Origin of the sequence: Acidiphilium sp. 34-64-41, assembly GCF_002282635.1 — a bacterium.
GTDB lineage: Bacteria > Pseudomonadota > Alphaproteobacteria > Acetobacterales > Acetobacteraceae > Acidiphilium > Acidiphilium rubrum.
In genome coordinates this window covers 1-23606 of record NZ_NCJX01000067.1, presented here as the reverse complement: position 1 = coordinate 23606, position 23606 = coordinate 1, and the positions used below count along the sequence as shown (strand labels likewise).

Below are 23606 nucleotides of genomic sequence, written 5' to 3'. Positions count from 1 at the left end.
CTGGATGTTCTCCACAGATCAGGCAAGAGTGAAGATGGCCAAATCCTACCCCACGCCATCAATCAAGGAGTCGTAATCACTGCGACGGGACACTAGTTGGGTTCACCGAAAACGAGTCAGCATAGTTCAATACATTACCGCGCAGAACCAGAGAATCAGTGTACGGTAAGAGCGCATTGAGCGGGTTACCTGCCGTACCCGATGACACGATATTATCTGTGACGACCACGCGCTGTGGGGCGTCGCGCAGAACGATCCCGGATCCCCCCGCGCCATAGCAGACGTAATTGCCTAGGATCGATAGATTATTGCAACTAATTCCAAAGTTATCGCCACGGCCATCAGACTCGACATTCAAAGCCATGATACCAGCGACACAATCCTGGACATAGTTGCCCCGAACCGTGCAATTCTGGGATCCACCGATTCCGATCCCAATCGTCGGCCCATCAATGTAGTTGCCAGTCAGTTCGACATAGATCGACCCACCCGCATCGATCCCAAAGCCGCCCGATCCCGTGATCATGTTATCGGCGATCCGGCAATAACCGGTATTCGCCAACATACCCCCACCGGCGGGACCATTATTGACGATCATATTTCCCGATACCAGAATATTTCGGCCAGACATCGAAATACCATAACTGGTGTTATCAAATACGCAATTATTGGCAACCAATCCTCCGAGCACATCCGGGTTGGCGTTGCCGTAAACCCCAGGCTCGGTGTTGGTCGCATTAAAATTGCCGACCGATATTCCCGTCTGATTGTTCCAGCAGGTATTCCCGACAATCTGGACATCCCTGATCTTCAAAACAAATGTGGAATCTTGACTATCCACGTAAATGCCGTTGCGCGCGTTGTCATGGGCGCGACATGCAGTCACAGCGACCGAATCGCAAGCCGCCACCCACATGCCGTCAACCGCATTGGCCGTGAATTCACAATCATGCACATGGTGACGGGTCAGTGTCGGGTCGCTCGGCGCAATCGCCAGCCCCCACCCATAAATCGAACCCATGGCATTGCGAAACAACGACCGCGTAATGTTCGCATTCGTGCACGAAGCCTGCACCACCACGCCCCAAGTGTCCGCCGTGACCGCCCGATTGGCATCAAACACAATGCCGTCCACAAAAAATTGCGTCGCCGTCACGCTGATCCAGGCGGGATTGCCGGATGTTCCAACCGCACTCTGCGCACTGCGGGTCAGCACGGTCGTGCCGGGAACGCCCAGCAAAACGGCGCAGGTTCCGCCAATGTCACATTCACCGTCAATCCGGTACGTCTTCGGCCCCAACCGCACCGGATTGCCCGACGCCAGTGCAGCAATCAGCGCCGCCGCGTCATTGGTCACCCCATCACCTGCCGCGCCGAAATCCTCGATCGTGACGGCATTGGCGCCTATCGCCGCCAGCGTGCGCAGCTTGGATGCACCCGCTGCAATCGCCTCCAACGCTCCGGCTTGAATACCCGGCACGCCAGCCATCCCCTGCATGAATGCCGCATAAGGCAATGCCGCATTCGCGCCACCTTGGCCGAGCGCCACCAGATCATTCACGCTAGGCGTCACGCCCCCCGGCAACCCAGCAATCGCAAACGGCGCCGCCGCGGCTGACAGAACTGTGCCGTTCAGAGCAAGATTAGCCCCGATACTGATCGGAACCGGGCTCGCAACCCCAGGGCCCACGCCGCCCAGCAGGCTGCCTTGTGGCAATGCGAGAGCCTGCTGCATCCCCGCCAAAATCTGCGCCCGCGTCGCGGCAACGGTTGCGCCGTTCTGAAATATCGGTAGTTCATCGCTGTCCGAAACCGAAGCAGCAGCCGGCAACTGTCCAATCGTTGGCATGTATGCTCCTTCAATCCGCAGTAATCGGCTGGCCAGAGGGGCTGGTCAGCGGCACGCCGCCCAGCGTCGTAATCGCCGTCGGCGGTGCCGGTACCGAAGCGAGCGCGACGACCGGCAATGCAATGCTGCGCGCGAGGCTCCGCCCACACACCGTCGAAATCCCGATTGTCACGGTGTAGTCAGTGCCCGGTTGGCCGCCGCTCAGCCACAGGATAGCCCGCGTTCCATCCGCGGCGGCCGACGCGAGGGTCAGATCACCGGGATTGGCGGGTGAGATCGCGACGCTCATGGTCGCAATCGTATCGCCGGGATTGCCGGTTAGCGCCGGCGCGATCTCGAATACATAGTCCAACGTATCGCCCGGATCCTTCTCCGGCCACGTCAAAGACTGTGGCGGTAGCAAGGCAAGCCCGCGCGGGGTCGGAATAAAACCCTCGATTTCGATCAGCCGCGCCGATGAAACCTGCCAGGCATGGCCGATCTGCGTTGTCGTTCCACTCATGATGCCTGATCCCGCTCAATATTCGACGATCACGCGACCCGACGCGCCGGCACCACCAGGGCTTCCAACCGGATTACTGGTCGAAGTGGTGGTACCGCCGCCGCCGCCGCCGCCGCCAAATCCGGTCGCCGCGAATCCGGCAACCGGCCCACTGGCACCCCGACCCCGACCGTCGCCACCACCATCACCCCCCCGGGATGCGATCGTGATGCCATCACAGCCCATCGCCCCAGCCTGAACGATCCGCGCGCCGCGACCCATGCCGCCAGCACCGCCGGCGGTTGCAAACAGCGCCGTCGTCCCGCCCTGCCCGCCGCCCCCGCCTGACGCGGACAAATAAGCGCCGAAGCTCGAGGTCCCGCCGGCGCCGCCATCGCCCGCGCTACTCGGCGGGACCCCGCCCGAACCAACACCCACCGCAATCACCTGCCCCGGCACCAAACCACCGATCACATCGATCGCCGTGCCACCCTGGCCGCCGCCGCCACCGGGCAAAGTCGCGTGATACCCCGCAGCACCACCACCGCCGATCGCCGTAACCTTCACCTGCGAAACACCCGCCGGAACCACGAAACTGCCGGATGATTCAAAAACCTGGATCGCAGAAAAACCAGGACGCAGCTGTGGTAATTTGAAGCTCAGAAACGGCGCGGTCGGCATCGTCACGATATCCGCGGCCGTGATCGCGCTCTGTCCGTAATTGACCGTAACCACATACAATCCAACCCATCCCGCATCGACCGCGGGCGTCGTCTGCGTCCCGGCGCCCGCCGCGGCACCGGGCTTGACCTGCAACTGCACGCGCTCGATCCGCACGGTATCCTGCGCCCCGCCGGAATTATTTGGCCCGGAGTACGGCACGGCAGGATTGGCGGCATTCACATATGGCAGCACCACAGGCACAGTGTCGATTTCGGAAAACGTCGCCTCGATCAGATAATTGACCGACTGGCCCGAACTGCTCGGCGCCGCAAGCGTGAACGTCACAGGATCGAGGTTGATCCCGGTCTTGACCGTCTGTTCCGCCACATCCGCCGTCAGGCTACCATAACCATTGGCGTCCACCGGCCCATACTGGGTGATCGAACCAGGCGCGACCGTCACCGTCAATGAGGCTGGCACAGTCGGTGAACAGGCCAGCCCATCGGCGACGACGCCGGTGCCAAACACCGCCGCGTTCAGCGCACCGATGCCAACGAGCACGTTACGATTGATATTCAGAATATCCGTGTCGAGCGGAATGGCGCCCGGATAGACGATCGTGCGATCCATGAAATATCCCTTGATTGACAACAAAAACGTTTCAGAAGCCACGCCCGCTCAGTCGGAAAGCCGGGTCCACGCAACGCCGTTCACCGGCAGCACCCCGACAATGGCGGCATAGATCTCGGCATCGGTGATCAAGCCCGGGTCATCGGCCAGATCGCTCCACGCCATCGGCGCGGTCGCGTAACCCCCTGGTCCAAAATTGTAGCCACCATTATTCCCGGACGCCGTGACAACCGGCCGGTACGCCGTCACGAAGCATTGATACGGCAACATCAGGCTTCCGTAGCCGCCCATGGCGTTGTAGCCGAGCGTGTTACTTGAATAACCGCCGGTATCCCCGGTGTTAAACGGCTCGAATACCACCGGAACCCGACCCGTCTCGACAATCAGTGCCGCAATCAGCGCATCCCGGGTCGCGCGCGGTGCCAACAGATTCGACCTGATCCGCGCACTGAACGCAGCATCGGTCTCACCCGCCCGTCTGGTCAATGCGGTACCAAAATAATCCTGCGCCGCAATATCCAAAAATGGTCCGCTCGCGGTCGCAATCCGCGTCTGCAACGCAGCGAACCCGATCAGCGCATATAAACCCGCCCACATCGCCGCGACGCCCCCGAGCACGGCATCGAGCACCGGCGTGGCATCTGCAAACCATCGAGTCGGCAAGACTGCCTTCAGCCGCGCCAGCATGTCGGCCGAACTACCGGTCGGAACCTGTGATCCGCTCATCGCTCAGGCCACGCTAACCGTACCGACCCGCACGGCACCAAACAACGGCGGTACCAAATCGGCCGTCGTGCCGTTCAAGACCGTATCGGTCACATTGACCACAGCACTCGACGCATCATAGGCGATCTGTGCAAGCCGCGAGTAAGGCAACCCGGCGCCCACCGGCAACGACTCGATATAGGCAGAAATCGCATCACTCACCGCCGCAATCACCACCGGCGCCTGCGCCCCCGGCGCCAGCGTCAGTGTCATCGATACATCGGCGTTAACAACCACCGGACCCTGCACCGCAAACCGGGTACCCACCGGCCGCACTGCGTTCACCGCCGCAGCGATGCTCGCCAGCAACCCGGCGGGCGGTGCCCCGGTCCCGTTATCGACCGTGACGACAAAACTGCCCATACTCACGGCACCCGTCTGATCGACGTTCTCGGCAACCGAAACCGACAATCCCTGCTGCACACCAGCCACACTCTCCTCGATCGCACCTGGCGTCGCGCGTGACAAACTGGCCAGATAATTGCCGAACCTGGCCTTGAACGCCACATCGCTCTCCGCATCGAGCCCGCCGGTCATCGGTGCCGCGTTGCTCACGGTATCGATCCCGGGGATAGCGCTTGTCAGCAGCCCAATCGTCCCTGCCAGCACATCGCCCGCCGCCCCCGCCACCACGGCCACTACCGGCAAATCGATCGAGGCAATGCCCGCTGCGAGCCCATAACCACCAGAGCCAGCGCTATAGGCCGGGTTGCTCGTATCCGCGCTGACAGTGAAACTCTGGCTGCCATCGCTGGTCATCACCGTCGTCCCAACCGGCACAAAAGCCGATAACACGGGTGCAAACCGGCCGAATGTCACAACGCCACCCGCCGTCGAGGCCGGCAATCGCACGAATGCGAAATCCGCCCCGAAACTATCGCAATCGGTGCCGCTGCTGGTCGCCAATCGCGTCGTCTGCAAAACCTCGACGATCAACCATTGCAGCCACAATCCGAGCGACGCATTCGCCTCCAGAATCGCGCGCAAGACCGAGCCAACAGTCAGATCCAGCACCTGCGTCGCGGCCCCCTGCACGGCAGCCGCCATCTGCTCCACCATCGCGGTGAAATTCTGTAACGATAATGGCATGAAATATCCTCTAAATCCGGAAACAGCCGTTCCAGCGAGCAAGGCCGCCCAAACGTCTCAACCCGAACTCGATATCAGACGGGCAAGGTCAGCGCGGTCGCCTGACCGGTCATCGCGTCCTGATACGCAATCGTAAGCGCAATCCCCGAGGTACCGGTCTGCTCGACCGTAATCTGCGGCAAAGGCGATTGCGCAACGCGGGCCTCTGCCAGAAGCTGTGCGCGCGTCACCGCACCAACCGCGCCCGCCGCCCCGGCCACACCGACAAACTGGCCCAACCCGGCACCGTAGGACAACTGCCAGATATAATCACCAGGATTGGTCAAGAGCCGTCGTAAAACCCGCTGCTCGGTCAAGCCCGACCCGGTGGCCAGCGCCAGATCACCCGACACCCCGATGGCCAGATCACCGCCAAATACCAATGCCGCATCCGCCATCACACCACCACCGATGGCACACCGGTCTGCCCACCCTGCGGATCGGCATGCACGTGCCGGTCATATGCTTGACGCAGACGATCGACAGTACCATGCGCACCCGCCAGATCGGAGATCTCACCAGTCACCATCAAATCCCCCTGGATCGAAACCGTGCTCGCTTGCAACGCAATCGTGCCGTCATTCTTCAGTTTGATGAACGACCCGGTCTGATGCACCAACCAGAACTCGCCCACCGGTGCCCCCGGCGGCGGCTCGGCATCCGACCACACGCGCCCAATCACCACCGCCTGCTCGGCATCGCCCTCCTGCGCGAGCACCATAACCTGATCCCCCGGCGACAATGGCGCCGCCATCCCCCAGCCCGCACCAATCCATGAGCTGAGGACCGGAAGCCACCCGGATAGTGCATTCTCCGGCTGCAGCATCACCCGCGCGGCGTAGGTCGATGCATCGAAGCTCGCGACGATGCCAAACCGCGCCTGACCGCTCATGCCATCCAACGCCGCCGCCCGCGCCTTCACGGCATTCCAGAACCCATCCATCATGCCACCTGCAAGGCTTCAAAACGCTGCACGAAGCCCTGCCGGGTATCAACACTCCGCTCGATGGTACGCACCACATACGACGCATCGAACACCGTCCCAGTCCCCTGCAAGGCAAATACGCTGTCCGGCACCATCGTCAGTTCCCCCGGCATGCTTGCCCGCAGCAACACCGCCTGCGCCGCCAGGGCCGCCTGCCGCGCCGCCGCCTCCTGATCGACCTCCGCCTGCGTCAGATTAGGCCGCAGGAGCGTCACGCCACCGGCGGTGGCCGTGCCGCCGGAAGGGCCCGCCGTGGTCGAAAAACGTTGCTTCAATTTGGGATTCCAGCTTGTCACGGTCACCGGAGGCGCCACCAGCCCCAGAGCACGATCCACCACCAGCGTCAGCAAATCACGCCCGAACACCACCAACGAGGCCGGTGCCGGCGCGGGTGGTCCAAAGTTCAGCACGGTCCCGATCACGGATAACGAATACTGCTCAAACGCCGCCAATCCGGCGAGCAAATCCCACCGCGTCGCATGCCGCGTGTGCATGCCCAAGCCGGTCCGCATATGAGCCAACTCGTAATACTGCCCAACCGGTCTGCTCGTAGCGGTGACGTTCGCCGCCAGCCCTGCGTCCGCCGCGAACGCCTCGGCAATCTGGCTGGCGGTCTGATTGGCAAAGCTCTGGCCGACCTCGGTATCGATCAGTCGCGCCGACAAATCACGTCCCGCGAGCACGATCTGCCCGGCTCCGAAATCCACCGCGACATTATCGATCTGCCCGGTCAGTATTGGGTCACCCGACACAACCCCCCCACCCAACCCGATCGCAATCGTTACGGTCCCTGCCTGCAATCCGGCAAACGCCGCCGCCCCGCCCGGCGTCGCGCCGGCAGCGAGCATCACCCGAAACCGATCAGCCGCAAAATGCCCGCACTGCAACAATTCCAGTCGTTCGACCCCAGCAACCGGCGCTCCATCGATCGCCACCGCCAGCGATACCGGACGCGCCATAACCGCCGACGCAAGCGTGTCAAACATTCGGCACACCACCCGTCGCCAACGGATCAACCGGCGGCAGCACCAAGGTCACCACACCGCTCAACACCGGGTCGCGCAGATCATTCGCCTGCGCAATCCGAATCCACTGTGTGGCATCGCCAAGATACTGCGCCGCGATCGCGAATAAATTACCGCCGACCACCGTCACCATGGTTTCGCTCATAACGCCCCCAGTCCGACATTCGCCGCCGCCCGTCCGACGTAAGCCCGCGCCGCCGCGGCACCCGCCAGCGTCGACGATGCGGCCCCCAGAGCGGCCAAGGCCCCGATCGGCTGCGCAGCACCTACCCCGCCGGAAAAAAGGGTCGTTGCCGCGCTCAGCACCGATCCAGCCCCGCTCACCGCCTCCGCAAGGCTCGCCTGGCCCGCCGCGATACCGGCAGAACTGCCGGCGGAAACACCGGCCAGCGAAACACCACTTAATCCGCCGAACCCGGCCGCACTCGCAATATCAAGCCCGGCCTGCACAAGCGCCGTGGGTATCGCCGTCACCAAATTCTCAACGGCCAACAAGGTGATCTGGAATGGGATCCACCAAGGCTTCTGATAGGTCGCCGCGAAGGCGGTGATCACCACGCTGAACGCAAACCCATCCCAAGCGAGCGGCAGCGTCGCGCCGATGTTCAGCGCCACATCCAGCGCTTGCGCCCGCAACGCCGCATCCGGTCCGGAAAATGTCCCGCCAAACGTAATCTCACCCGCCGCCGCACCGAGCACATCCACCACGCGGCCACCGCCAACCGGCTGATGGACCGCTAACCGCTGCGTGCCACCAAAGTTGATCTCGGCCGGCACCTCGAAATCCCGAAATGCAACACCGCCAAGCGTCACCGCAACCGATGTCATGCCAAACTCCTACTTTCAAAACGCCGGTTTACGTCCTGGGAAAATCGGTGAAAGCGCACTATCGAACCCGGTCACGCCCGAAGGCGGCCGCCGCGCCTCATCGGTAAACAGATCACGCACCATCCGCGCCATGTCCTCAGGGACGACCGCTGCACGGTCCAGGCGATCACCAACGCGCCCCTTAGTGTCGACCGCCCCCACCGCCTGCCCATCGAACCGCCGTTCTACGACGCCCGCGTGGGAAACCGGCCGGCGCCGGTGCTCATCACCCCTAACCGACGTGTCAATATCCGCGGGCCGCCGGGCATCAAAATCCCGATCAACCAACGGCGCGCCGCGATCCCGCACCACCGGCGCCACGGCCCGTGCGACGACGCCGCCGCCTTCAAGCGCCGCGCGATATCGCGGCATCAGATGGCACAAAGCCAGCGCCTGCCGGATCGTCCGGCTGCTCCGGGCCGCCGCCACCGCACGACGACCGCTTACCCGATCATCAGGGCGTCGCGCGCTCACCAAGGCCGGCAAGCCCGCAGCGCGCCTTGCGCTGCCCCACAGCGACACGCCGGGCCCGCGCAAAGGACCAATGACCGCAGCGCCACCGGCACGATCCCGTGGAACCGTCTTCGTCAGCTTTGACGAGACCACAACACGCCCGATCCGCGCCGCCGACGCTCCGCGCAGACGGCGCTGCGGACCCGCAGCCCCAAGCCTCACGTCGGCGTCCGCACGCCCTGTCCGCAAGCCCTCAAGCGACCAGCCTGAGTGCCGCACGGGCTCCGCCAGCGATCCCCTGAACGACCTAGCCCGCCGCATCGCGAATCCAGTACCACTGACACGCAGCGCATCATCCCGGCGCACGCCAGCGCAGCGAAACGCTGCGCGACGCGATGAACGCAAGATCCGCCCAAACGCAGCGCCGCCGCCGTCACGCCAAGGTATCGCGCGTGCCTGGATCGCACGCATCACCAAAACCCGGCGCGGCGCCACCCGCAGTCCCAGCGCCAACGATTTCGCCAAGCGCCGACCAGCGGCCCCGCCAAACCGCGCATAGCGCACGCCCGCTCCATCCCGCGGTACGATCATGGCGTCCCCCACAGCATGGTCTTCCAATCGAATTCCAGCCCATCCAACTCGCCGCACGCCCCCGACCAGATACAGGCAGTCGATCAACGCGGGGTGCCGGCTCAGTTTCCCGCCAGCGCCTTCACCGCGCCGGCGTCATCAGCATCGAGCGCCAAGGCAACAGCCTCGATCCCCTCCTCGCCCAACCGCTCGACCGCATGTTCCACCGCCGCCTCGCTCGCCGGAAACAGCAGCGGCACGCCATCCACCGCGGTTACCGAAGCCGCGAGCGACGCCACGCCGAGATACGCGTCGTTCATCGATAAATTCGCACCCAGCGCCTTGAACAAACGCAAGCGGTCCAGCATCGTCAGCGTTCGCAGGCTCAACTGCCGCCCGCGCGCATCCTCGATCACCCGTTCGCTCATACCCGCTTCCTGGTCGATGCAAAGAAGTCGAGCTTCTGCGCAACCGGAGCATCACCCCGATACATGCCGGCCGAACTAAGCTTGAACACCACGCCCTCGTACTGATAGGTCGAGGTCGAACCATCGACTTCACTAACATATTGATAGAGCGTTCCCGGCGGAATCGCCTGCCCCGCCAGATACGCCTGCTCGATCTGCGCCATGAAATCATCCGCGACCGACGTGCCCCGGTCGAGTGCGAAACTACCCTGCCACCCGCGCGGCAGTTCGGCACCCAGCTGCACCCCATCCAGCCGGTCGATCCGCACGCTCTGCGTAACCTGGCTCACCTCGAACCCGGTGACGAACGCCAGATCGATCCGTCCAAATGGCCCCATCACCACGATCTGGCAGTCATTGCCGACTGAAAAACTGTTATATGGCATGATCTATTGTCCTCACACGGTTCCCAGCGGCAACGTCTGTTGACTGACCTGCACGGTCTGCCCACCTTCGACATTGACGATGAATTTTTCATTGATCGCCTGATACTGCACCTGTACATCCGCCTGCACGTACCCCAGGCCCGTGCGCGAGGGCGGATTGTTCGAGATGTCGCACACCACCGCAAAAGGCAGCGAGCCGTTGGTCGAACCCAACATCCTCTGGCCCAGCATTGCGTTCAAAAACGACAGCAACGTCGAGCGGATATTCTGGAACAGCGTGGTATTGACCAATTGTCCGACATACCCGCCCATCCCGGCTGACAGCGTATCAGCAATATAATTGGTCATCCTAGTGTAGTTATCGCCATTGGTCGCACTGTCGGACGATGAATTATGCCCCCCACGCACGCCCCAGAATGCACCACCCGGCTGCGGATTACTGATGACGTCGATCCCCGCCGAGAGCAGTGCCGCGAGGTCAGCCGTCGAATACGTATTGCTGGTCCCCGCCACCGCCTGGCCGGATTTCTGACTCCCGACCACACCATACAACGGCTTGTTCAGCGAAGACTGCTCCGGCGACAAATTCGCGAGCCGCCCAGCTGCAAACCCTTGCGGCGAAACCAGACGCGTCACGCCGTTCGCCTGATCGTACCACCACAGCCAATCGCCAAACATCAGCTTGGCAGCGTAGGAATCGATGCCCGCAGTCTGCTTCGTCAAAACTGCATTCGCAATCGTATCGCCCGGCGGCCCCGCGAGGATCATGTAGCAGCCCTCATCGAGTCCGAACGCGACCTCAGTGCTCCATTGTGTCGGATCATCAAGATCGGCCAACACAATGATGCTGCAACCCTGGCCGCGTAACGCATACATCCCCGATCGGGGCACCACATCCTGACCGATCACCATCCCCGAGGTCATTCCGGTCGCGCCGTCGGTCCCCGGCGAGCCTGCCAGGAACGGAAACGCCCCGACCGATGGTGCCAATGAGGACGTTCCGGCACTCGCCACCACCAGGCGCGATGCACCGCGCATCGGGCCAGTGCCGATATTGATCGCACTCGCCACTGCCTGCCAAAATGCGGCACCGCTACCGATGATATTGTCGAACACCTCCGGCGTCTGCCCGGGCAAAGCAACCGTCACCCGCCAGGAATTCGCCGCCGATCCGACCGAAACAGTGGCAACCAGCGCACTGCCCAGGCTGCCGGTATACAAAGCAGTCAAGGTCAGCGCGCCCAGAATCGAAACCGAGGCCGCCGTATCGGTCCCGTCGGTCACCCGCACGCAACGAAAGTTCGAAGCCCCCTGCTGCACCCCGATGGCCACCACCGTCCCGATGTCATACTGGCGCGCCATCACCGGGCCGAACGCGGTCGCATAATCGCCCATCGAGCCCACGATCATCGGCTCGTTCACCGGCCCCCAACTCGCACTTCCCACCACACCCAGCACGTCGGTCGGCACACCGTTGAGCAGCAAGCTCTGCGGCGGCACGATCTGCACGTACAAATCCGGCACGATCAACGCCGTCGTGTTCAGCGCACCCGCCTGTGAAATCGGCATTGCTCAGCCCTCCGCCATGACGCGCACGACCGATTGCGCATGGCCATCGGCCACGATCTTCGCCATCGCCGCCGGATCGGTAATCATGTCACCCCGTTTGAAGCCGCCGAACGGCTTCACCACTACCATCTTGATTGTCATGAAATCTCCTTAACCGGATATACCGGCAATAAACGCGCCATTCGCCTCAATACCGCCAACCCCGAACAGCATCGCCGGCGTGATCGCAGCCAGCGTTGTCGGGTATTCAACAGTATAAATCAGATCACGCCGATACAGCGCGGCATCCGCACCCGCATCCGTGCTCGTCCCGCCCGCAAAAACCAGATGGCCGCATGACCCATCCGCCAGCTGAATGAAGTTCGGTGCCGCCAATGCCGGATCGATCTTAGCCGCCGCCGCATCCCGCGTCAGCGGGTCACCGCACCACAGCGAAATCCGAAACGCCTGCACCTGCCGCTTGATCTCCTGCAGCGCCATGCCGCCCGCCACCACGCGCGCGGTGAACAGCCGCGCCGCCGGCACCGTCACGGTCGTGCCGGCGTAGTCGACCAACCATCCCGCCGCCCGCAGCAGCGCCGCCAGATTGCTCGCAACCGTCGGCGGCGTGTCGCGCGCCTGCACCGCATAGGGAAAAATCGCCCCTTCTACCGCAATGCCGGCCAACTGCCCGGCTGCACACACGCCCGAAAAAGTCGCTGCTTGGTTCCCAATCATCACCGAAAGTGTAGCAGGCACCGGCGCCACAGCCTGCCAGACCCGTGGAAACCGCGTCGTATTCTTCACCACAGGATCGGCCGTGAACACGGTGGCGTGCATCACCCCCTGCGCCAGATCAGCCTCCAGCGCCGGCCCGTTCGGCAGGCCGCGATACACCCGGCACGTCACCGCACCACCAGGCCCCACCACGGCTGAAACCTCGCCCGTTCCGTTCGGATAGACCGCAGTCGCGACCAACGCGGCCAGCGCGTTTTCAACATCCGCCTGGTCCGCCATCACATCACACTTTCGGTCAGTGCGAGCCGCCAGATCCCGCCATATGCGATCACCGCATCCACCACGAACTGCCGCCCCCGCGCATCGCGCACAATATCGGCCACCTGCGGCGTGAGCCCGGCAACCGCCGCAACCGCGCCCACATACCCCGGCAGCTTGGTATCATCCGGCAAGCCGACCCGCCCGCGATCGCTCACGCCGCCCGGCAACAGCGCCGCCGGAAACCCCGCAAGAATGGCGGTCGCGGTTCCCGACAGGATTGCCCCATACGGATTGACGCCTGCCACCACCTGCGAACCCGGCCGCCACAGCGTCACCGTCTCATTGCATTGCACGCCCAGTACCGGCGCCGGTGGCTCATTGGTCGCCACCAGCAACACCCCCAACGGCCCGGCAATGTAATCTCCCGGCGCAACATACGCCTGATCCAGCACGAGCTGACGATACGGCACCCCGAACGGCGCCGGCCCGCGCGCCGAACCCGAAACCGGCACCGATAGCACCGCGAGCCGCACCGTCCGGTTCACCGCCACAATCGGGCAAGCACCATCCCGCGGTCGGTACGCATCACAGATCACGCCCGCCTTGCGCGCCGCCATACCCCCGCCATACGCGATGCGGTCCGCCAGCCTGACACCGTCCATACAATCCTCAAACAATCAAAGTGATGCCGGCAGATTCCAAAGCAGGCCCCGGCGGCACACCGATGAAACCGCACAGCCGCCGCCGCCAGCCATCGAACAGCGCATCGCGATCGCGCACTTCGCGCTGGTTATGCTGCCAACTCGCCGCAGCATCGGTATCAAGATTACCGCTCGCCAGCGGCACCGCCGCCTCCAGCCCGTTCAAGGTCGCCAGATAATTCACCACGACCACAACCTCGGTCGGAGCAAAATTATTCATCCGGTACTCGAGCGAACCATAAGCCTGGAAGAACCGCCAGGACTGAAATCCAGACGCCCCGGCACCATAGGCGGGATAGCCGCAGAACCGCCGTACATCGACCTTCTGCGCCTCGGTCAAAACCCCAGGCGCGCTGTCATAGCTGCCCGACATCTCAATACACCGAGCCGTCACCACGCGTGAAAAACACCGACCCAGTGCCCGAACCCAGCACCGCACTGGCGGTCGTCACCAGCTGCCCGGCATCCACCAGCATACGCGCGCCAGGCGGCACAGGGGTATCACGCACCCCCGCGGTCACCCCCGTCATGCCGAACCGCACGAACGCAACCGCCCCCGCCGCATTGTACACCAGCACGCTCGATCCGCCGCCGACCAGCGCGACGGAAGCTGCACTGGTCGAGCCGGCCACGGAAGCCGTCCCGGCAGGCCGGAACGGTAACGAAGCTCCTGACGACATGATCGATCTCCTTCAGCCGATATGCTCGATCATCACCGCCCGCTTGAAATTCGCATTTGTCGCGGTCGGCACCACGATCGGGGTCGTCGTCGTATCCGAAGGCGCACAGAACCCGCCGATCCAGTACCAGGATTGGGCAATGATCTGCTGCAGCCGATCGATCGGTTCACGCGTGACCATCGCGACACTGTCGATAATGTTCACGAGCGCATCCTTCGGCGCGACATCCTCCGCCCCGATCCCGGCAAAATCCGCCTCGATCAGCGCGCCCTTGCCGCAGATAATCGGCCGCCGTATGGCCAGGCCACCCGAATTCGTGAGCGGCTGCACGATCGCCTCGGTCGTCGTGACAAACCGCAGACCCAGGAAATCATTGACCATGCCCTGACGAAACACCGGGTTGTTCGAAGTCGCACCCTGAAACAACTGCCGGAAATCAGGATCGGAAAACAGCTGCCGCGCCGAGACCGGATCGAGATAGCAATTATACGCGCCATCGATTTCCGGCACCGCATTCTGCCGCAACGACGCCACGGCATCCAGCAGCACCGACATCGTCAACGTATTGCCCGCCTGCAGGGCCGATGTCGTGAGCAGGCCGGATGGGCGGATGATCTTGCTCGCCGTTGCCGCAATCACCGGATTGCCGGCGGTACCGTCACTGACAACAACGTCACTGGCAAACGTCAGTTGGCCCGAAAGACCACCCGGTGTCGACGATGTACTGTTCAAATCCGGCGTCACCGAAATCAGCGAATACACGCTGCTCCCCACCGTCACCTCCAACGGATAGGAAGCCGAAACCGCCGTCTGCACGCCATTGACATAAATCGTGGTGAATCCGCGCACGTCATCAACTGCGATCGTCGGACCGGTGCTGCCCAGCGTCGTCAGCACGCGGGTATTGCCGCCGAAATACGGCGCGAACAACGCATTCCGCGCCAGCTCGTCAAGGCTGCGCGCCGCCTGCTCGCCATTGGTCGAAGCGTTCTGCAGAAACTGCGACGCAATTCCCACGCGGCTGGTCACCATATTCAAATCCTGCGTCGCTGCATAGAAATTCAGCGTCACAGTATATTGCTCGACACCCCAGCCCTGCGGCGTCAAACCATTGTCCAGATTGGTATTGGTGCTGGCCGCCAACGGGGTCGTAACCGATGGTTTCAGCCCTGCCCTCGTCTTGGTCAGCGTCTCGCCGATCCCGACGGCGAAACTCTCGCGGTCCGCCACCATCCGGTAGCCCAGCCGCGACCGCAGCGCCTGCTCGAACTCACGCTCCAGAAACCCCTGCTGAATGATCGGCTGCAAAGATGCCGGAAAATTGGAAATACCCATGTTTGTCCCCTTGCGATGAACGCAAAAAAACCGCGCTTCCTGCGGAGGCGCGGCGAAATAAGAAAGCTGTTCTTTTTTGTAAAAAAGAACCAAAAAACTTCTATTACTTTAGTCTGTAGAATTGGACCGGCACGTACCTCAACGAAGAAAAGTTTTTTGCTTCTTTTTTGCAAAAAAGAAGCCTTCCTTTCTCACTGACTCCCCGCCCGCCGTAACAACGCAGCCCGCGCCGACCGCCACTCCTCTTCACTCAACTCCCGCGCATGCCGCGCCCGCGGCGGCTCGGCCCGCGGCACCGCCGCCGTCGAGGATGACGACCCGGCCCCGAACAACCATGGCTTCGCACGCTTCAACGCCACCATGATGCCTGCCGGATCGGCAACTGACCCATCCTCCGCCAACGCCACACCATCCAGATCGATCAGCTTCAGCCCATCGAGATCGACCATCCCGGCGCGCACCGCCTCAACCTTGAGCTCCGCACGCTTCAGCCGCTCACCGGCGTCCCGCTGCACCGCGCCCAGCGCCAGCTCGGCCGCCTCAGCCCGCGCCTGCCAATCAGCCGGCGGCGATCCATCATCCGTTCTGTCTTCACTCATGCCACATCCTGTTGAGATTGATCTTGTTCCGCAACAATCCGGTCAAGCTCCGCCGCCACATCGACCACCGCATGGCTCGACGCGAGCGATTTCACAGCCGTCTCGCGCGACATCTGCCCAGCGTTCACCAAGGTCGCAATCGCCTGCGCCTCCTTCAGCCGATCATCCGCCGAGGCCGGATACCACCGCGGCCACCGCAAACTCAGCCGCACGTCCGCATCCACATCGGGCATCGCCTGCCCCATCACCCGGATCGCGAATCGCGCCCGTGCCCGCAGCACCATGCGCAGCAAAGCGAGCAACCCACCCTCGCCATACGAAATCCGCAAATTGTCCGCGAGCCAGATCAAACCCTGGTTCATCAACTCCAGCGCCCGACCCGATTGCGCAGCACTCAGCCGGTCCGCATTGGCCCGGTTACCATGCACGCTTTCCAACGCCATCTCGCGCAGCGTCCGCACATAATCGATCACCGCGGCCGAAGCTGTGCCCCCAATCTCCAGCAGCTTGGCATCACCCTTCTCGGAGACGATCAGAGCATTACCAGCGCCTTTGACCAGTTCGCGATCGGTGGTGGCGGGTTCCTTGATCAGCAACGTCGGATCAGACGCATATTTCAAGCCACGGCCCGCCTGCGATAACTGATAATCGATCTCGATGCCGGTATCGATTGCGGCCCTGAACGTGCAGGCCCCGTCGATCCCATCGCCACCCGGCAAGTTCTTGATCCACACGATCGGCACGAACCCCAGCCCATGCCGCACACTCCGCCCCTCGTCGATCTGCGGCAGCGCCTCATCGGCCACGGCCTGAGGCAGAAACCAGGTTTCACCACCGCCATCCCAGACCCGCTGAAACCAGTAGAACTGCCCAGGATCAACGTCCGGATAACCCTGCACCAGCAACTCCGCACCCCGAACCTTGTAGCGCTCAGTCACCGATGCCAGCGTGTCGGGCGCATCCTCCTGCCACACGGGCGTCAGATGCTGCGTCTCCAACACCGAGCAGAACAAACGCCCCTTCAGAACCCGCAACAGAATCGCGACCGACCCGACCGATCCGCGCAGCGCCGCATCGATCATCACCTCGTTCAGGCGGCATTCGCGCATCACATCGCCGAGTAATGCCTCGATGGCCGGGTCCTCGCACACGACCGCCGGAAAATGCCCGGCACTAAACAGCAGCGCTACCGAATCCTCCACCACGATGCGGCACAACCCATACCGAACCGATGGCCGGCGTGCCCGCAGCGGAATATATTCTCCCGCGCCGTTCCGCTCATCGCCGAACGCATATGGCAGCGCATCGTAGATCGTCCCCTCCAACACCCGCCGATAGAGTTCGATCCGCCGCGCACGCGGCGCCAGCTGCGGATCGGCAGGAATCGTCTGACAGATCGTTTCAAACATCTTCTATCGCCCCATCAGAGTATGCAGAGCCATCCGACTGACCGCAGGTGTCTCTCCGATCGTGGTAACCGCCCGCGAGAGTGCATCGACCTGGTCATCCTTGTCACCGTTCGGAAACGATTGCAGTTCTTCAATAAAATCAGCGGCCCATCGGGCATCGACCAGCAGCATCCCGCCGCGGCCGATCACCGCCGCGGACTGCGACGCCCGCACCAGTTTCGAACCGGTCTCAGGGCTCGAAACCACGTTGAAACCCGAAAGCGCACGCTTCAAATAAGCCATCTGCGCCACCCCGGCCTGCCCAGGGTCCTGCGCCAGGGAAATCGTGGTCGCCACGCCATCGCCGCGCGCCGTCTGCACCAACAACCGCTCGACCTCTGCCGGACCCACCCGCATCCGAATGACGTCAAGCACCACCAACCGCCCGTCCTCCAGCGCCCCCAGTTTCAGTCCCACGGTCCAGTCAGGGTCGCGACCCGGCGATGCAACGGTCGCGGCCAGATCCCAGGCCCGGACCGTTCGCACCACCGCAGGCGTGCCGGTAAACCGGCCGAGCAGCGGAACATCGAACGCCTCGCATTGATCAAGCGTCGGACTTTGCTGATAGAGCGCGCTGAAAACCCGTTTGCCGACTGTTTCGCGCCGGCGGATGATTTCCGCTGTGGTCTGCCACTCAGGCCAGAGCGCCTCGCCAGGCACCCGTCCCAGCGGATCATCGGCCTCGGCCAACGCGGGGAACCGCAGTGTCGACCAGTTCTGGTCTTCCTTCATCAATCGCCCCGCCAGATCATCCACATGCCAGCGCGTCATGACCAGCACGACCCGCCCACCCGGCTTCAACCGCGACAGCAATTCCGCCCGATACCAATCGAACAGCGAACGCCGCGCCACCTTGCTGTCGGCTTCCGCCCAGGACTTCACCGGATCATCAATCAGGATCAGGTCAGCCCGCCGCCCGGTAATCGGCCCGCGCACACCAGCGGCGAAATATTGCCCACCACCCGTCAGCGAAAAGCGCCCGGCCGATCGGCTGTTCGCCTCCAGCGCCAGACCGAACGGTGCGCCTTGCTCGGCGATCACACCACGCAACCGCCGGCCGAAATGTTCGGCGAGGGAAGCAGTATGGCAAGCGGCGATCACCTCACTCTGCGGTTTGGAGGCAAACCAGTACGCTGGAAACAGCACCGAAGCGTAGGTCGACTTGGCAGCACCCGGCGGCATCTGCACCATCAACCGGTCGGTCGACCCATCCGCCACTCGCTGTAGCGCATCGATCAATACCAGATGATGCCGGGCCGGCTTTTGCCCCCATGTCGCACACAGCGTCTCGGCAAAGGCCTTGAAGTCCGTCACCCCGCCCGACGAGGCCGCTGGGCCCAGATCGTCGTCGCCTGCCGAACACTTCAACGCCGTGTCCGTACATAAAACCTCATCATGAAAGAATGGATAGCCCAAACTGGGGCAGGTGGGAAAGCGAAAATAACGTCCTGTTAGAAATTATTTTCCTGACCCGGAAAAATCCTCGGAATCATTTGTGTTTCCCGGTCGGCGTCACCGAAAGCCGAATGCCACCCCAACTTCACTGCGCACCACCAGCGTACTACTCGGCGGCTCGTAAAAACCATTGTTCAACGCCGATCCGGCATAATTGAAGTGCCGAACCCCAAGCCCGGCGAACAGATGCAAGGCATTGCTCAACCGCCAATCGGCACCGAGATGAACCGCCTCCTCACCGCTGGTCCCAAATCCCGCAGCAAACCCCAAGGCGGGCGCCGAAGCACGCCCGCCAACCACCGCAAGCCCCTCCGCCGTCGCTGAAATCACTAACCGATCACTCACTGCAACGTCGAACCGCGCGCCGACACCAGCGATCGCCGCCCGGTAGAACTCACCGTACCCACCGGCACCTCCGACATCGCGATACCAGTTCTGATACCCGGCCGTGACAAACGGAATCACATCGACCGCCGTCGAAAGCGCCAACGCCCTCCCCAATCGTACTTCAATCGTATTGAAGCGCGCATGATCGGTCGCGTCATACGGCGACAATCCCGGTGCCGCGCCGCCCTGGATAAACCCGTTATAGGCCAGCGGCCCGCCGGAAAAATCATACACCACGCCGGAATAAATACCTGGCAGCCCCAGCAATGGCCCCAACCGCGATGCTTCCGCGGTAAACCCCGGCAACACGCCGTTTTCCTGGTCGGATGCGCCGGCGAAACCCTCGCTGTAGTGGGTACCCTGCACGGCAAATCCAAGCGCCACGCGGGTTTCCGCCGCAACCACCGCCGGATTGAGCCCCGGTGCCACACCATCCGCCCGCGCGACCACCCCTGTCACCGCCAGCAGAAACAGCGCACCCACCAACCTAAAGATGACCTCCAAACGACCCATTGCCCGACCTTGCAAGACGAGCACTTATCGCACCAAATCCTTAAAATTCACTGACCAAACGCAGCGTCACAACCCAAAAATCCGCGCCGTGTCCGCCGCGCAACGCTACCGGCCGCGACGTTCACGTCATCCGCACGCACCGACTACTGCAACGTCAGCAAACTGCCATGCCGCAGCTCGCCCGGCGAAATCAACGCCGCCGAACCCACCCGTACCGAGTGCAACCGCCCCTCGATCTGCCGCGCCCAAAACGCCAGAAATCCGTTCAAAACCGGGTAGCGCGGCGCAATGTCCAACTCCTGCCAGACAAAACTCTGCAAAACACCCGGATGGTCCGGCATATGATACAAAATTTCCGCCGTCGTCAGCCGATACCCTTGTAATTGCTTACTTAAACTCATGGCATCACCCTCATAACCCGTTGAAAAAGCCCTGTGCCACCGCGTCCTCTGTTTCATGAACATGGCATGACAACCGGGGGGTCTGGCAAGAAAAATCTGCGATATCAATGCATTAGCACTCAACACCCCAAAGTGCTGCCGGTCTTGACACATCACCACCCAAGATTTAAACGTCTGGCACTCTCCCGATGAGAGTGCTAGCAGCGCCTGATGCCTCTTCAGGGTCGGCGCCGGCTGAGCCGTTTACGACCGTAACCAAATCAGGAGCGATCCGATGAAATTCCGTCCCCTCCACGACCGTGTGGTCGTCCGCCGGCTGAACGCCGAGGAAAAGACCGCCGGTGGCATCATCATCCCCGACACCGCCAAGGAAAAGCCGATGGAAGGCGAAGTCATCGCCGTCGGTGCAGGCGCGCGCAATGAAGCCGGCGCCATCGTGGCGCTCGACGTCAAGGCCGGCGACCGCATCCTGTTCGGCAAATGGTCCGGCACCGAAGTGAAGCTCGACGGCGAAGAGCTGTTGATCATGAAGGAATCCGACATCATGGGCGTCATCGAAGGCACCCCGGCCGCCAAGAAAAAGGCCGCCTGAACCTTCCCGACCCCATAATTTTCTAAAAGGAACACAACCATGGCTGCCAAAGACGTTCGTTTTTCAGCCGATGCCCGTGAGCGTATGCTCCGCGGCGTCGACGTTCTCGCCAACGCGGTAAAAGTCACGCTCGGCCCCAAAGGCCGCAACGTCGTCCTCGAAAAGAGCTTCGGCTCGCCGCGCATCACCAAGGACGGTGTCACCGTTGCGAAGGAAATCGAGCTTTCCGATCGCTTCGAGAACATGGGTGCCCAGATGGTCCGCGAAGTCGCTTCGCGCACCAACGACCTCGCCGGTGACGGCACCACCACCGCCACCGTTCTCGCCCAGGCCATCGTCCGCGAAGGCGTCAAAGCCGTCGCCGCCGGCATGAACCCGATGGACTTGAAGCGCGGCATCGATAAGGCCGTGATCGCCGTCGTCGAAGAGCTGAAGAAGCGCACCAAAAAGATCAACAACCCGACCGAAACCGCCCAGGTCGGCACCATCTCAGCCAACGGCGAAGCCGAAATCGGCAAGATGATCTCCGAAGCGATGCAGAAGGTCGGCAACGAGGGTGTCATCACCGTCGAAGAAGCCAAGGGCATCCAGACCGAGCTCGATGTGGTCGAGGGCATGCAGTTCGACCGCGGCTATGTCTCGCCCTACTTCATCACCAACCCGGAAAAGATGGTCGCGGACCTGGATAACCCCTACATCCTGATCCACGAAAAGAAGCTCTCCGGCCTCCAGCCGATGCTGCCGCTGCTCGAATCCATCGTCCAGTCCGGCAAGCCCTTGCTGATCATCGCTGAAGACGTCGAAGGCGAAGCCCTCGCGACCCTGGTCGTGAATAAACTCCGTGGCGGCCTCAAAATCGCAGCCGTCAAGGCACCGGGCTTCGGTGATCGCCGCAAGGCGATGCTGGAAGACCTCGCGATCCTCACGGGTGGTCAGGTCATCAGCGAAGACCTCGGCATCAAGCTGGAAACCGTCACGCTCGCCATGCTCGGCCGTGCGAAGAAGGTGTTGATCGAGAAGGAAAACACCACCATCGTCGAAGGCGCCGGCAAAAAGGCCGACATCACCGGCCGCTGCAACCAGATCCGCGCGCAGGTCGAGGAAACCACCTCGGACTACGATCGCGAGAAGCTGCAGGAACGCCTCGCCAAGCTCGCCGGCGGCGTCGCGGTCATCCGCGTCGGTGGCGCCTCGGAAGCCGAAGTGAAAGAGCGCAAGGATCGCGTTGACGACGCTTTGCACGCAACCCGCGCAGCCGTCGAAGAAGGCATTGTCCCCGGCGGCGGCGTCGCCCTCGCACGCGCCTCGCTGATCCTCTCCAAGGTCAAGGCCGACAACGACGATCAACGCTTCGGCATCGACATCATCCGCAAGGCAATCCTGGTCCCGATGCGCCAGATCGCCGAAAACGCAGGTGAAGACGGCGCCGTGATCTCCGGCAAAGTGCTCGACAAGGACGACTACGGTTGGGGCTTCGATGCCCAGTCCGGCGAGTTCAAGGATCTGGTCAAGGCCGGCATCATCGACCCGACCAAAGTGGTCCGCACCGCCCTGCAGGACGCCGCCTCGGTGGCCGGCCTGCTGGTGACGACCGAAGCCATGGTCGCCGAACGCCCCGAGAAAAAGGCACCCCAGGGTGGCGGCGGCGGCGGTATGGGCGGCATGGGCGGCATGGGCGATATGGATTTCTGATCCACCGCCTTCCGCTGATACGTCAAAAAGGCCGTGGAGCAATCCACGGCCTTTCTTTTTGCCGAACCGGTCACGCCGCGTTGCACCGATTTTGAAACCATGAAAAAGCTCCAGGAATGGAAAAAGACCGTCTGGCCGCCTTCAGCGATGGCGTCATCGCCGTCATCATCACCATCATGGTGCTCGACCTGAAAATCCCGCACGGCACCAGCCTCACCGCACTCGCCACCGCCGCCCCAACCTTCGTCAGCTACATCCTCAGTTTCGTCTATGTCGCAATCTACTGGAACAACCACCACCATTTCTTCCAGCTCGTCCCGCGCGTCACCGGCGCCATCCTCTGGGCCAATTTGCACCTGCTGTTCTGGCTGTCACTCATCCCCTTCGCCACCGCCTGGCTCGGCGCACACCACACCGCCCCAATCCCAACCGCCCTCTACGGCCTCGCCCTGCTGATGCCCGCCATCGCCTGGTACATCCTGCAAACCACCATCATCCGCGCCCAAGGCAGCAACTCGGCCCTCTCCAAGGCCATCGGGCGCGACCTGAAAGGCAAAACCTCCCCCATCCTCTACACCACCGGAATCATCCTCGCCTTCATCAACACCACCCTGGCCGATGCCCTCTACGCCCTGGTCGCGCTGCTCTGGCTCATCCCCGACCGACGGGTCGAACAAGCGATACCACGAGAAGACTGATACCGACCGCGTCTGGCTGGCTGCGGTCCGTCAGTAGGCAATGCCAGCGGTTCTGCCCCTGCGCCCCGTTGAACGTGCAGCTTTGTGAGTAAAAACCCGTGCGGGAATCGATCCGGTTACAACCGAATCATAAACGACTCACAAGATTCAAGACGTTCTTGGAGGGGCCCTGAGGGCTAATACCAACCTACCTATCCAGTGACCGCTTTGATCCAGTCTCGTTGTGTGATCGAAGCGATTTGTTTTGGCATCTGCATGAACTTGTTCCAGGCGTTTCGGCAGGCGGCGA

The 23606-nt window shown here is 62.5% G+C and carries 28 protein-coding genes; 3 read left to right on the top strand and 25 right to left on the bottom strand.

What is annotated here, in order from left to right:
• Positions 1–76: 76 nt before the first annotated feature.
• From B7X49_RS13395 to B7X49_RS13275, 25 genes are all read right to left on the bottom strand, one after another.
• Positions 77–1849, bottom strand: a complete 1773-nt coding sequence (locus B7X49_RS13395) for a right-handed parallel beta-helix repeat-containing protein (RefSeq protein ID WP_286704178.1) — start codon at positions 1847–1849, stop codon at positions 77–79.
• A 10-nt stretch (positions 1850–1859) separates the two neighbouring features.
• Positions 1860–2351: a hypothetical protein gene (locus tag B7X49_RS13390; RefSeq protein ID WP_286704179.1), complete on the bottom strand. Its 492-nt coding sequence runs from the start codon at positions 2349–2351 to the stop codon at positions 1860–1862.
• 15 nt (positions 2352–2366) lie between these two features.
• Entirely contained in the window at positions 2367–3623 is a 1257-nt protein-coding gene (locus tag B7X49_RS13385; protein ID WP_286704180.1) for a hypothetical protein, read from the bottom strand.
• A gap of 48 nt (positions 3624–3671) precedes the next feature.
• Positions 3672–4349, bottom strand: a complete 678-nt coding sequence (locus B7X49_RS13380; protein ID WP_286704181.1) for a hypothetical protein — start codon at positions 4347–4349, stop codon at positions 3672–3674.
• A gap of 3 nt (positions 4350–4352) precedes the next feature.
• A complete protein-coding gene (locus B7X49_RS13375; protein WP_286704182.1) occupies positions 4353–5477 on the bottom strand; it encodes a baseplate J/gp47 family protein in 1125 nt (374 codons plus the stop codon).
• A 74-nt stretch (positions 5478–5551) separates the two neighbouring features.
• Positions 5552–5914, bottom strand: a complete 363-nt coding sequence (locus B7X49_RS13370) for a hypothetical protein (protein WP_286704183.1) — start codon at positions 5912–5914, stop codon at positions 5552–5554.
• Positions 5914–6459, bottom strand: coding sequence for a phage baseplate assembly protein V (locus B7X49_RS13365; protein ID WP_286704184.1), 546 nt, complete (start codon positions 6457–6459; stop codon positions 5914–5916). Before B7X49_RS13365 ends, B7X49_RS13370 begins: the two co-directional genes overlap by 1 nt.
• Positions 6459–7460 (bottom strand): hypothetical protein, encoded by a 1002-nt coding sequence (locus B7X49_RS13360; protein WP_286704185.1) that lies wholly within the window; start codon positions 7458–7460, stop codon positions 6459–6461. Before B7X49_RS13360 ends, B7X49_RS13365 begins: the two co-directional genes overlap by 1 nt.
• Positions 7461–7479: 19 nt before the next feature.
• Entirely contained in the window at positions 7480–7671 is a 192-nt protein-coding gene (locus B7X49_RS13355) for a hypothetical protein (protein WP_286704186.1), read from the bottom strand.
• Complete coding sequence (locus B7X49_RS13350) at positions 7668–8354, bottom strand: hypothetical protein (RefSeq protein WP_286704187.1); 687 nt, start codon at positions 8352–8354, stop codon at positions 7668–7670. The genes B7X49_RS13355 and B7X49_RS13350 overlap by 4 nt, the downstream gene beginning before the upstream one ends.
• A 15-nt stretch (positions 8355–8369) precedes the next feature.
• A complete protein-coding gene (locus tag B7X49_RS13345) occupies positions 8370–8867 on the bottom strand; it encodes a hypothetical protein (RefSeq protein ID WP_286704188.1) in 498 nt (165 codons plus the stop codon).
• A gap of 671 nt (positions 8868–9538) precedes the next feature.
• On the bottom strand, positions 9539–9844 hold the full coding sequence (locus B7X49_RS13340) for a hypothetical protein (RefSeq protein ID WP_286704189.1): 306 nt from the start codon (positions 9842–9844) through the stop codon (positions 9539–9541).
• Positions 9841–10269, bottom strand: coding sequence for a hypothetical protein (locus B7X49_RS13335; RefSeq protein WP_029312184.1), 429 nt, complete (start codon positions 10267–10269; stop codon positions 9841–9843). The genes B7X49_RS13340 and B7X49_RS13335 overlap by 4 nt, the downstream gene beginning before the upstream one ends.
• A gap of 12 nt (positions 10270–10281) precedes the next feature.
• Positions 10282–11838, bottom strand: a complete 1557-nt coding sequence (locus B7X49_RS13330) for a phage tail protein (RefSeq protein WP_286704190.1) — start codon at positions 11836–11838, stop codon at positions 10282–10284.
• A gap of 3 nt (positions 11839–11841) precedes the next feature.
• A complete protein-coding gene (locus B7X49_RS13325) occupies positions 11842–11979 on the bottom strand; it encodes a hypothetical protein (RefSeq protein ID WP_286704191.1) in 138 nt (45 codons plus the stop codon).
• A gap of 9 nt (positions 11980–11988) precedes the next feature.
• Positions 11989–12834, bottom strand: a complete 846-nt coding sequence (locus tag B7X49_RS13320; protein ID WP_286704192.1) for a hypothetical protein — start codon at positions 12832–12834, stop codon at positions 11989–11991.
• Entirely contained in the window at positions 12834–13478 is a 645-nt protein-coding gene (locus tag B7X49_RS13315) for a hypothetical protein (protein ID WP_286704193.1), read from the bottom strand. Before B7X49_RS13315 ends, B7X49_RS13320 begins: the two co-directional genes overlap by 1 nt.
• A gap of 7 nt (positions 13479–13485) precedes the next feature.
• Complete coding sequence (locus B7X49_RS13310) at positions 13486–13890, bottom strand: hypothetical protein (protein ID WP_286704194.1); 405 nt, start codon at positions 13888–13890, stop codon at positions 13486–13488.
• A 1-nt stretch (position 13891) separates the two neighbouring features.
• On the bottom strand, positions 13892–14197 hold the full coding sequence (locus B7X49_RS13305; protein ID WP_286704195.1) for a hypothetical protein: 306 nt from the start codon (positions 14195–14197) through the stop codon (positions 13892–13894).
• A gap of 12 nt (positions 14198–14209) precedes the next feature.
• Positions 14210–15532 (bottom strand): DUF4043 domain-containing protein, encoded by a 1323-nt coding sequence (locus B7X49_RS13300; protein WP_286704196.1) that lies wholly within the window; start codon positions 15530–15532, stop codon positions 14210–14212.
• Positions 15533–15723: 191 nt separating this feature from the next.
• The gene (locus tag B7X49_RS13295) at positions 15724–16131 is read right to left on the bottom strand and encodes a hypothetical protein (RefSeq protein ID WP_286704197.1); all 408 of its coding nucleotides are present in this window, start codon (positions 16129–16131) and stop codon (positions 15724–15726) included.
• Complete coding sequence (locus tag B7X49_RS13290; RefSeq protein ID WP_286704198.1) at positions 16128–17540, bottom strand: phage portal protein; 1413 nt, start codon at positions 17538–17540, stop codon at positions 16128–16130. Before B7X49_RS13290 ends, B7X49_RS13295 begins: the two co-directional genes overlap by 4 nt.
• A 3-nt stretch (positions 17541–17543) precedes the next feature.
• Positions 17544–18947: a phage terminase large subunit gene (gene terL, locus B7X49_RS13285; RefSeq protein WP_286704199.1), complete on the bottom strand. Its 1404-nt coding sequence runs from the start codon at positions 18945–18947 to the stop codon at positions 17544–17546.
• 144 nt (positions 18948–19091) lie between these two features.
• Positions 19092–19904 carry a hypothetical protein gene (locus B7X49_RS13280; protein ID WP_286839726.1) on the bottom strand — a complete coding sequence of 271 codons (813 nt, stop codon included), beginning with the start codon at positions 19902–19904 and terminating at the stop codon, positions 19092–19094.
• Positions 19905–20077: 173 nt separating this feature from the next.
• Positions 20078–20335, bottom strand: a complete 258-nt coding sequence (locus B7X49_RS13275) for an usg protein (protein WP_286704201.1) — start codon at positions 20333–20335, stop codon at positions 20078–20080.
• A 274-nt stretch (positions 20336–20609) separates the two neighbouring features.
• On the opposite strand from B7X49_RS13275, the gene groES reads away from it, so the two are divergent.
• The 3 genes from groES to B7X49_RS13260 all read left to right on the top strand — a co-directional run bounded on the left by groES (position 20610) and on the right by B7X49_RS13260 (position 23317).
• On the top strand, positions 20610–20927 hold the full coding sequence (gene groES, locus B7X49_RS13270; protein WP_029312329.1) for a co-chaperone GroES: 318 nt from the start codon (positions 20610–20612) through the stop codon (positions 20925–20927).
• Between the two features lie 39 nt (positions 20928–20966).
• Positions 20967–22619 (top strand): chaperonin GroEL, encoded by a 1653-nt coding sequence (gene groL, locus B7X49_RS13265; RefSeq protein WP_029312330.1) that lies wholly within the window; start codon positions 20967–20969, stop codon positions 22617–22619.
• A gap of 116 nt (positions 22620–22735) precedes the next feature.
• Positions 22736–23317, top strand: a complete 582-nt coding sequence (locus tag B7X49_RS13260) for a TMEM175 family protein (protein WP_286704202.1) — start codon at positions 22736–22738, stop codon at positions 23315–23317.
• Positions 23318–23606 lie beyond the last annotated feature (289 nt).